The sequence below is a fragment of the Marinobacter sp. B-21 genome, from assembly GCF_056857895.1.
On the sequence record NZ_JBSXNZ010000013.1, the window covers coordinates 1 to 9,561 of the forward strand.

The window sequence follows — 9,561 nt, forward strand, 5'->3', positions numbered from 1 at the left end:
GGGGATCGTCACCAAGATCAACCGCAAGAGCGTGATCGTGCTGGGTGACGATGGCAGGAAGCAGTACAAGGTCTCGCCGGAGTTACTGAGACCTCTCCGGGACGTGAAGTAGGTCAACTACGTCTTGGAATGAACGCTTACAGCGCAACGTGGCCCATCGCCAGAGGTGACACCGGAGCTTCGACGGACTGAAGAAACTCGACGCTGGCATCGTCCAGCAGGGGTGTCAGGCCTTGAGCGTCTTCATCAAATCGCTGGCGCAACCGGGCCGACGATGGCGATTGCTTGATGCCCAGGGCAGACTTGAAAAATGGGTCCGTTCGAACCGGCTCGACCGCCTCGAAGTCACTCTTGCCCAGCGTGATCAGGCCAAGATAGGTCCGGATCAGTTCAATGTTCGGAATACCGTGCCGCTTGACGACGGTGCGGGCGGTTTTGGTGAGCGATGTATGCCGGTTCAGGCAATGACCGACCAGGGCCAGCCCGCCATTGGGTGTATAGACTTCGGTTCGGGATTGCTGGAGAGTGAAGGTACGCATGAGCCGAAAGCACTAACTGGGTGAATGGGTGTCAGATGCTATTATATCGCTCTAAGCCTTATTATTGCAGGCTTTGGGCGTGAGTTCAGCTCGTTGAAGTCACGGATTCAGGAATTATTGAAACCTTCTTGCATCTCAAACTTAATTTGCGATGCTCAATCAATCGTAATGCACCCCTTTGATGGGCTCCCCTCTCAAAAGGAGGGGGGAGAGGGTTGATGCATATATTCGGTCTTCAACGTATATGTCTAACATTTAGAAAATATAGATCCGTACACTAATTTTTCAGGGCACCAAAAATTAATGCCCACTGCCGGAATAAATCGAATACCCACGAATTTAATTTCAACTTCAGAATATCAGTAGAACTGAGATAATGTCTTTTAGTCACGTAGCTTTTACTTATAGAAATACTGTCTTTATGGATTTTTGCAGGAAGCTAAAAATTTCGTTATTTAGAATGACTAGAAGCTCGATTCGCCAAAATAAAACCAGCCACATTCTGTTTAAATCACCCCAGGTTCTTTTTTATGACTTTTTGGATTTCACCCACAATCCCGCTGCGGAAGGCCAGTACCGTCAACACAAAGATGCCGCCAAGGATCGGGTCTACCCAGTCGCGCAGCGGCCCCTGGGACAGCTGGTATTCAATGTTCACCACAAAGGTGGCGCCCACCACCGGTCCAAGCAGCGTACCCATGCCGCCCACCAGGGTCATCAGGATGACCTCGCCCGACATATGCCAGTGGGCATCATTGAGAGACGCCAACTGGAACACCACAGATTTCATGGAGCCGGCCAGGCCCGCCAGCGCCGCGGAGATCACAAAGGCCAGGACCTTGTAGCGGTCCACGTTGTAACCCAGCGAGACCGCCCGCGGTTCGTTCTGCTTGATGGCTTTCAGGATCTGCCCGTACGGGCTGCTGACAATGCGCTGCACCAGCAGGTAACAGGCGATAAACACCACCAGCACGAAGTAATACATATTGAGGTTGTCTTCGAGGTTAATCAGACCAAACAGCTCGCCCCGGGGGATGCCGTGCATGCCGTCTTCGCCGCCGGTGAATTCCGACTGCACAAAGAAGAAGAACACCAGCTGTGACAGCGCCAGGGTCACCATGGCAAAGTAGATGCCTTGCCGGCGGATCGACAGTAACGCAAAGGCCAGCCCCAACAGGGTGGCCGTGGCGGTACCGGCAATGATGCCCACCTCGGTGGTCAGGCCGGAGAAATGACTGAGCAGGTAGCCGGTGGTGTAACCCCCGGTGGCCAGGAAGGCGGCATGGCCGAAGGACAGCAAACCGGTAAAGCCGAACAGCAGGTTGAAGGCCACCGCAAACAGGGCAAAACACAGGATCTTCATCAGGAAGACCGGGTACATCACGAAGGGCGCGGCCAGCAGCAACAGCAGCAGCACGCCGTTCACCATCAGTTTCTTGCGGTCCTGGATCTTTTGCTGCTCGACAATGGCTTTGTGGATATCGGCAGGATTAACAGGCTGGTTCATGATTATGCCTCCTTACCGAACAGGCCGGTGGGTCGGATCATCAGCACCAGGACCATCACCAGGAAGATAACGGCCGAAGACGCCGGCGGGTAAAACGTTTTGGTGAGGCCTTCGATCACGCCCATCAGGATGCCCGTGATTATGGCCCCGCCAATGGAGCCCATGCCTCCAATCACCACCACCGCAAAGACCACGATGAGAATGTTGGACCCCATCACCGGAGTTACCGAATATATGGGTGCCGCCAGCACACCGGCGAAAGCCGCCAGCATGACGCCGAATCCGTAGGTCAGGCTCACCAGCAAGGGTACGTTAATGCCGAAGCCCTGCATCAGCTGCGAGTCTTCTGTGCCCGCCCTCAAGTAGGAACCCAGCTTGGTTTTCTCGATGATGAACCAGGTGCCGAAACACACCAGCAGGGCCACCACGATCACCCAGGCCCGGTAGTACGGCAGGAACATGAAACCCAAGTTGATGCCCCCTTTGAACATATCCGGCATGGAATAGCGCAACCCGGACACTCCGTAGATGTTGGTGAGGACGCCCTGGATGATCAGGGCCGCCCCGAAGGTGAGCAGCAGGCTGTAGATGTGATCCTGACCAGCAATGCGCCGGAGCAGGAAGTATTCAATCAACAAGCCGAAAGCGCCAACTAGGACTGGGGCCACAAACAGAGCTACCCAGTAATTGACGCCCAACAGGTCAAACAGAACCACGGTGACCAGGGCACCGAGCATATACATGGCGCCATGGGCGAAGTTGATGATTTTCAACAGACCGAAGATAACCGCAAGGCCGAGGCTTAACAGGGCGTAAAAGGCACCGTTAATAATCCCGATCAGGAGCTGGCCGGACAGCACAGCAAGAGGAACGCCGAACACCATTGACATGCAACGGACTCCAAATTAGCTAATAAAAATGTATAGTCAAAAGTTATTCGAACCGACCGGCAAGGGCTCTTCAATCTCAATATTCAAGAGCCCATGTCGAAAAATTACCTGTTGTCGGTGACTAGAGGACAAACACTATTTGAAAGGGGACGGAACGCTTCTTCGGCAGGAATTGTGCGGACAATCTTATATAGATCCCATTCCCCTTGGGATTCCTCCGGGGTCTTAACCTGAGCCAAATACATATCATGGACCATACGACCGTCCTGACGAATCCTTCCGTTAGTTGCGAACATGTCGTTGATTGGGGTATTAATCATCTGAGTGCGAACGATCTGAGAGTCGTCGGAGCCCGTAGCTTCGACAGCATTAAGATAATGTATTGTGCTGGAGTAGATACCGGCATGAACCATTGTCGGACGCACACCTGTTTTTTCAAAGAATCGGTCTGCCCAAGCGCGAGCTTCCGGATTCATATCCCAATACCAACCTGTTGTGAGTTGGATCCCCTGAGCAGTCTCAACTCCAAGCGAGTGCACTTCTGTAAGAAAGAGCAGCAATGCTGCGAGTTTCTGGCCGGATTGAGTCAAGCCAAATTCGCCAGCGGTATTGATAGCGTTAATCGCGTCAGCTCCGGCGTTGGCTAGAGCGACCACATCTGCTCCTGAGGCCTGGGCTTGAAGGATGAATGAAGAAAAGTCTGGTGTAGGAAACGGATGGCGAAGGGTCTTTATAACTTCACCTCCACTCGCCTCGACAACACTTGAAACCGCCGCTTCAAGTTCATGGCCTCCACTATAGTCGACAGCCAAAATGAACCATGACTCTCCTCCTTCCTCTACGACAGCACGGGCAGTTCCAACAGCTAACGGATATGTATCGTATACATAATGAATATGGTTCAGAGAGCAATGCTCATTCGTGATACTTGATGCGATTGAGCCCGACACGATGCCTAACTTATTATTCTCTTTTATAACTTCAATGGCCGCTAGAGATACAGAAGAGGCTACAAATCCCGCTACCATATCCACGTCTTCATTCTCTAACCACCGGCGCACTGTGCTTGAAGCCACGTCGGGGCTATTACGATCATCAGCGCTAACGATTTGGATATCGGCCATGCCAACCTTGCCGCCGAAATCATCCACCGCCATCTCCAGTGCAGCAAGGCCATTTGGCCCAACCAAATCTCGGTAGGTACCGGACATATCAGCTAGATAGCCAATTTTCACAATATCGTCAGAAATTTCTGCTTTCGCATCGCTAACGATCACTGCGGACAAAATCATCGCCAAGAAAGACTTTTTCATATTTATCATTTTTATATCTCCAACTAGGTCGCTAATTGTATTGTGGTTTAAAACTAGTGAGTTACTGCACGCCAATATTCCAAACTTCTTTTCCTATTGTTGGCTTTCGCTATACACAGAGATAATGATCCAGCAATGCCCTTTTAGAACTCAGCTCATGTGAGCTAATCTCTTCCACAATCTGGCCGTACTCCAAAACGTAATGGCGATCTGCGAGGGACGCTGCAAAGTGAAAGTTCTGCTCAGCTAGAACGATTGTCAGGCCCTTTTTCTTCAAGGCCACCAACACCTCACCCAACGTTTCCACGATGACAGGCGCCAGCCCCTCGGTAATTTCGTCGAGCAACAGCATATTGGCACCGGTGCGCAGGATGCGCGCCATGGCCAGCATCTGCTGCTCACCGCCAGAGAGCTTCGTCCCCTGACTGAATCGGCGTTCGTAGAGGTTGGGGAACATGGTGTAGATTTCTTCCAGGCTCATGCCGCCGCTGCGCACCACCGGTGGCAGGGTCAGGTTTTCCTGGACGTTGAGTGACGAAAAAATGCCCCGATGTTCGGGGCAATACCCGACACCCAACCTGGCAATATGATGGGGAGCGCAGGACATGGTCTCCTCCCCGTTGATCATGATGGAGCCGGTGCGGCGGCCCACCATGTTCATGATCGCTTTGAGGGTCGTGGTGCGGCCGGCGCCATTGCGCCCCAGCAGGGTTACCAGTTCACCCCGGTGCACCACCATGTCGATGCCATGCAGGATATGGGACTCGCCGTAGAAGGCGTGCAGTCCGGAAACCCGCAGCTGTTCGTATTCCTTGTCCGGTCCGTGACTCATTGGGCGGCCTCCGCACTGGCGGGATTGGTCTCGGTCGCGCCTCGCTCGCCACTACCGTCGGATCCCATGTAAACCTCGCGCACACGGGGATCGGCAGACACGGTTTCGTAGTCGCCTTCAGTCAGAACGGCCCCCTGGGCCAGCACGGTGATGCGGTCACACAGTTTGCTGACCACGCTCAGGTTATGCTCCACCATCAGCACGGTACGGCCCTTGGCCGCGCTGCGCACCAGTTCCACCACGCGATCCACATCCTCGCTGCCCATACCCTGGGTGGGTTCGTCGAGCAGCAGGATTTCCGGCTCCATCGCCAGCGTGGTCGCCAGCTCCAATGCCCGTTTGCGGCCGTAGGCCAGCTCCACGGTGGTGGTATTGGCAAAACTGGTCAGTCCCACCGCATCCAGCAATTCCATAGCGCGCTCATTGAGCTTGTTCAGACGGGCTCCGGATTGCCAGAAGCTGAAAGAGTTGCCCTCGAACGTCTGCAATGCGACGCGGATATTCTCGAGGGCAGTCATGTGCGGGAACACAGCGGAAATCTGGAAGGACCGAACCACACCCCTACGGGCGATGGCGGCGGATTTCAGAGAGGTGATGTCCTCTCCCTTATAAAGGATCTGCCCCCTGGTCGGGATCAGGAACTTGGTCAGGAGATTGAAAACCGTGGTCTTGCCGGCACCGTTAGGGCCAATTAAGGCATGAATATCGCCCTGCCGAATTTGTAGATCGACATGATCAACGGCCTGAAATCCCCTAAACTTCTTTACGAGGCCTCGGGTTTGCAATACATATGGATTACTCATTTCTTGCCTACTATTTTTGTTTTTGAACTTTGTCCAAAGTATCTTCATAAATCATATGACTCCCCCCCCAAAAGAAGGGGCCGCGTAAAGATTTTCCAATGGCCATCTACTTTGCCCGCTCTTCATCGTGAATCTTGTAGCTTTCTGCCTCAGTCGAGAGTTTCGCCTCCCAACACAAGAAGTGTGAGTGGCTGTATCGTCCTGTCGATGATCGGCACCTCCACGTTGTCGTCGCGGAAGAACTCGCCCCAACTGATGAGGTTCTTGGTGGTGGTCAGGATGATCGACCGGTATTCGTAAAGGCTATCGATCAACTGGAGCAAGTTGTAGCGGGCCTGCTGGGTTGACCTGCCCACACCTGACGGGCTGATAAACACCAGGTTTTCCGTTCGTCGTGGAACTGCTAATCCAGCAAGGAAAGTAGCTGGCTCTGTGGCCTGGGGGCTACAGCCACTCCGAGGCGGATGGGTTCTACCCCGTTACTGCGGACATTCCTAAAAAGAGGCACACTGTGCCAAAGGAGTGTTCATATTCAGACGCAGAAGATATAGCCCAGAGTTCAAACGCGAAGCCATCGCTTTAACCCGTCAGCCCGGTGTGAGCTGTCGCCAGATTGCCCTGGAGGTTGGTATTAATCCCAACCTGCTGTCTCGGTGGCGCAGAGAAGCGGATGAGGAGACAGACAAGGCCTTCAAGGGCTCTGGTTCTCCCAGAGACGAGGAGGTTGCCCGTCTCAAACGAGAATTGGTTCGCGTGAAGAAGGAGCGTGATTTTTTGCGCGAAGCGGCGGTGTTCTTCGCAAAGGAGTCGCCCTGAGGTATCAGGCGATTCAACGTTGTCGCAGCCATTTCCCAATACGTATTATGTGCCCACGCAGGAAGGAAAGCTCTTTCTGTGCGTGGTTCTCGACCTATACAGCAAGCTGATCGTTGGTTGGCCCATGCATTACCGGCAGGATCGGCATATGGTGATCAGAGCCGTTGAGATGGCCGTTTGGCAGCGCCAGGGGAAAGTCCCGGTGGTATTGCATTCAGATCGAGGCAGTCAATTTACCAGTGGTGACTACCAGCGATATCTTGGTAGCAACCGTTTGGTAAGCAGCATGAGTGCGGTCGGTCATTGTGGCGATAATGCTGCCTGCGAGGGATTCTTCGGTAAGCGGCCGGTGATCACACCTTGTCAGGTGTAGCCGGCTTCCAGTGGTGGGGCAACAGCTCGTCGATGGCGTTGTTCTTCTGCGTTGGCAGCCGGGTCAGCACATCCTTCAGGTAGGCATAAGGATCATGCCCGTTCAGCTTGGCGGACTGGATCAGGGTCATCACCGCAGCCGCCCGTTGACCACTGCGTAGTGATCCCGCGAACAGCCAGTTGCTGCGGCCTAATGCCCAGGGCCGGATCTGGTTTTCCACCCAGTTGTTGTCGATGGGCACCGCACCATCGTCCAGGTAGCGCGTCAGCGCTGCCCAACGTTTGAGACTGTAATCCAGTGCTTTGGCCGTGCCGGAGCCATCCGGCACTTTCTGACGATGCGCCTGCATCCATTGCTGTAGTGCATCAGCAAGCGGTTTGGCTTTGGTTTGTCGGATTTCCAGCCGCTTATCCGGCGGCAGGTCTTTGGTTTCCCGTTCGATCTCGTAGAGGCCGCCGATGTATTCCAAGGCCTTGGCCGCCAGTTCGCTCTTGTTGGCCTCGTGCAGGTCGTAGAACTTGCGTCGGGCGTGTGCCATACAGCCAATTTCGGTGATGCCGTTGCCGAACCCGGCCTTGTAGCCGGCGTAATCGTCACAGACCAGCTTGCCCTGCCAGTCACCCAGGAAGGTGCGGGCGTGTTCACCCGCCCGGCTTGGGGCGAAGTCGTAAACGGTGGCTTTCAGGTCCGAGAACGGTGTGGTGCAGTAAGCCCAGACGTAGGCCTTATGGGTTTTCTTCTTACCCGGAGCCAACATGCTGACCGGCGTTTCATCGGCGTGCAGAACGTTGTGTTCCAGCAAGGCGTTTCTCAACGCATCTGCCAGGGGCTGCAACTGCACACCGCAGGCACCGACCCATTCGGCGAGTGTGGAACGGGGTATTTCCAGGCCGGCACGGCCGAAGATGCGTTCCTGACGGTACAGTGGCAGGTGGTCCGCGTACTTGGCCACCAACACCTGAGCCAGCAGGCCGGCGGTGGGGATGCCCTTGTCGATCACCTGCGGTGGTACCGGTGCCTGGATCAAGGTCTCGCACTGCTCGCAGGCCCACTTGCCCCGGATGTGCCGCTCCACGGTGAACTCGCCCGGGACGTAATCCAGCTTTTCGCTCACGTCCTCGCCAATACGCTTGAGCTGGCAGCCGCAATGGCACTGGGTATTGACCGGTTCATGGTGGATCAGGGTACGGGGCAGCTCCGGTGGCAGCGGGGTGCGCTTAGGCTTCTGCTTGGGTCGAGCGGCCTTCTGCTCCTCAGTCATCGCCTGGTCCAGCTCGGCTTCGATGGCGGCCAGGTCACTGTCGATCAGCTCGTCCAGGAGCTTGCCCTGAACGGCATCGAGTTGCTCACTGCGGCGGGCGAACTTGTGACGTTTGAGGATGGCGACTTCGTGGGTCAGCTTCTCGATGATGGCATTGCGGCGCACCAACTCCCGCTCCTTCCGGCCCAAGGCTTGATCCTTGGCGTCCAGGGAGTCCATCAGTTCCGTCGCCAGAGCACGGAGCTGATCGGCTGAGAGTTGGTTGATATCGGGGCGCTGAGTCATGCCGCCTAGTATGCCAAGTCCCTGCTCGGCAGGCGATTCGCGGTTCTGGCTATAGCGGCATCACAGCACTTGTGATTACAGGATGCAGATGACGCCCTCCGCGCCAATGCGCTGCCAGGGCAGGCCCTGAACCAAGGCAGACAACTGTTCCTCGGTCAGGCGCAGTTGGTCACCGCGCCAGGTTTCGCCCCAGTGGAATTTACCCCGGTTCAGCCGGCGGGCGCACAACTAGATGCCCAGGCCATCATGGATCAGCACCTTCATCCGATTGCCTCGCTTGTTGGCGAACAGGTAGGCGCAATGGGGTTTAGCCGAACCGAATACCTGAATAACCCGCGCCAGGGCCTTGTCGGGTCCGGCCCGCATATCCAGCGGTTCGGTGGCCAGCCAGATCTCATCAATGCGGATCATCCCAACAGATCCCGAAGCAAAGCCGCACACTGATGGGCCTGCTCCGCAGGCCACTCCACCACAACCGCACCACCGGCGCGGGGAATCTCGATGCGGATGGTGCTACGCTTGTCTGAAACGGATTGGTTGCTCGGTGCAGAGGCCACTGCTGGCAGACGGACCGGAACGAATCCAGGTGTTTCCGGTGTTTTAGCCGCCCTTCGCGCTTCGCTCATCCAGCGCCGGACCATGTTGGCGTTGAGACCGTTATCCAGCGAAATCCGGGAAACAGACGCCCCGGGCTTCAAACATTCGGCGACGATACGAGCCTTCAGCTCTTTAGAGTAACGACGACGTTTTTGGTAGGGCTTGGTTACGCTTATGTTGGTCATGTTAAGTGTCCACTTAAAAGTAAGCGTTCATTCCAAGACGTAGTTGACCTACTTCACGTCCCGGAGAGGTCTCAGTAACTCCGGCGAGACCTTGTACTGCTTCCTGCCATCGTCACCCAGCACGATCACGCTCTTGCGGTTGATCTTGGTGACGATCCCC

Annotated in this window: 8 protein-coding genes and 4 pseudogenes; 2 read left to right on the forward strand and 10 right to left on the reverse strand. The window is 55.2% G+C overall.

Going from position 1 to position 9,561, the window contains the following annotated elements:
• Nucleotides 1–140: 140 nt before the first annotated feature.
• The 7 genes and pseudogenes from AC13C0_RS00245 to AC13C0_RS00275 form a co-directional block, all read right to left on the reverse strand.
• Nucleotides 141–539: pseudogene (locus AC13C0_RS00245) on the reverse strand (IS1380 family transposase); the annotation flags it as partial.
• 511 nt (nt 540–1,050) lie between these two features.
• Nucleotides 1,051–2,046: a branched-chain amino acid ABC transporter permease gene (locus AC13C0_RS00250; RefSeq protein ID WP_053114444.1), complete on the reverse strand. Its 996-nt coding sequence runs from the start codon at nt 2,044–2,046 to the stop codon at nt 1,051–1,053.
• A gap of 2 nt (nt 2,047–2,048) precedes the next feature.
• The gene (locus AC13C0_RS00255; protein ID WP_053114443.1) at nt 2,049–2,936 is read right to left on the reverse strand and encodes a branched-chain amino acid ABC transporter permease; all 888 of its coding nucleotides are present in this window, start codon (nt 2,934–2,936) and stop codon (nt 2,049–2,051) included.
• Between the two features lie 104 nt (nt 2,937–3,040).
• Complete coding sequence (locus AC13C0_RS00260; protein WP_053114441.1) at nt 3,041–4,258, reverse strand: ABC transporter substrate-binding protein; 1,218 nt, start codon at nt 4,256–4,258, stop codon at nt 3,041–3,043.
• A 100-nt stretch (nt 4,259–4,358) separates the two neighbouring features.
• The gene (locus AC13C0_RS00265) at nt 4,359–5,081 is read right to left on the reverse strand and encodes an ABC transporter ATP-binding protein (RefSeq protein WP_053114438.1); all 723 of its coding nucleotides are present in this window, start codon (nt 5,079–5,081) and stop codon (nt 4,359–4,361) included.
• A complete protein-coding gene (locus AC13C0_RS00270; protein WP_053114437.1) occupies nt 5,078–5,884 on the reverse strand; it encodes an ABC transporter ATP-binding protein in 807 nt (268 codons plus the stop codon). Before AC13C0_RS00270 ends, AC13C0_RS00265 begins: the two co-directional genes overlap by 4 nt.
• A gap of 149 nt (nt 5,885–6,033) precedes the next feature.
• On the reverse strand, nt 6,034–6,261 hold the full coding sequence (locus AC13C0_RS00275; RefSeq protein WP_053114435.1) for an ATP-binding protein: 228 nt from the start codon (nt 6,259–6,261) through the stop codon (nt 6,034–6,036).
• A gap of 151 nt (nt 6,262–6,412) precedes the next feature.
• Between AC13C0_RS00275 and AC13C0_RS00280 the strand changes: the two are divergent.
• Together AC13C0_RS00280 and AC13C0_RS00285 are read left to right on the forward strand one after the other, a co-directional pair.
• Nucleotides 6,413–6,753: pseudogene (locus AC13C0_RS00280) on the forward strand (transposase); the annotation flags it as partial.
• 2 nt (nt 6,754–6,755) lie between these two features.
• Nucleotides 6,756–7,040: pseudogene (locus tag AC13C0_RS00285) on the forward strand (transposase); the annotation flags it as partial.
• A 13-nt stretch (nt 7,041–7,053) separates the two neighbouring features.
• Here the strand turns inward: AC13C0_RS00285 and tnpC are convergent.
• The 3 genes and pseudogenes from tnpC to tnpA form a co-directional block, all read right to left on the reverse strand.
• The gene (gene tnpC, locus AC13C0_RS00290) at nt 7,054–8,619 is read right to left on the reverse strand and encodes an IS66 family transposase (protein ID WP_053114433.1); all 1,566 of its coding nucleotides are present in this window, start codon (nt 8,617–8,619) and stop codon (nt 7,054–7,056) included.
• A gap of 75 nt (nt 8,620–8,694) precedes the next feature.
• A pseudogene (gene tnpB, locus AC13C0_RS00295) lies at nt 8,695–9,030 on the reverse strand (IS66 family insertion sequence element accessory protein TnpB).
• Nucleotides 9,027–9,401, reverse strand: coding sequence for an IS66-like element accessory protein TnpA (gene tnpA, locus AC13C0_RS00300; protein WP_053114431.1), 375 nt, complete (start codon nt 9,399–9,401; stop codon nt 9,027–9,029). Before tnpA ends, tnpB begins: the two are co-directional and overlap by 4 nt.
• Nucleotides 9,402–9,561: the final 160 nt, after the last annotated feature.

What these genes read in the sequence shown, in the direction of transcription:
- AC13C0_RS00250 (WP_053114444.1), bottom strand. Translation starts at nt 2,046, where the DNA reads ATGAACCAGCCTGTTAATCCTGCCGATATCCACAAAGCCATTGTCGAG.
- AC13C0_RS00255 (WP_053114443.1), bottom strand. Translation starts at nt 2,936, where the DNA reads ATGTCAATGGTGTTCGGCGTTCCTCTTGCTGTGCTGTCCGGCCAGCTC.
- AC13C0_RS00260 (WP_053114441.1), bottom strand. Translation starts at nt 4,258, where the DNA reads ATGATAAATATGAAAAAGTCTTTCTTGGCGATGATTTTGTCCGCAGTG.
- AC13C0_RS00265 (WP_053114438.1), bottom strand. Translation starts at nt 5,081, where the DNA reads ATGAGTCACGGACCGGACAAGGAATACGAACAGCTGCGGGTTTCCGGA.
- AC13C0_RS00270 (WP_053114437.1), bottom strand. Translation starts at nt 5,884, where the DNA reads ATGAGTAATCCATATGTATTGCAAACCCGAGGCCTCGTAAAGAAGTTT.
- tnpC (WP_053114433.1), bottom strand. Translation starts at nt 8,619, where the DNA reads ATGACTCAGCGCCCCGATATCAACCAACTCTCAGCCGATCAGCTCCGT.
- tnpA (WP_053114431.1), bottom strand. Translation starts at nt 9,401, where the DNA reads ATGACCAACATAAGCGTAACCAAGCCCTACCAAAAACGTCGTCGTTAC.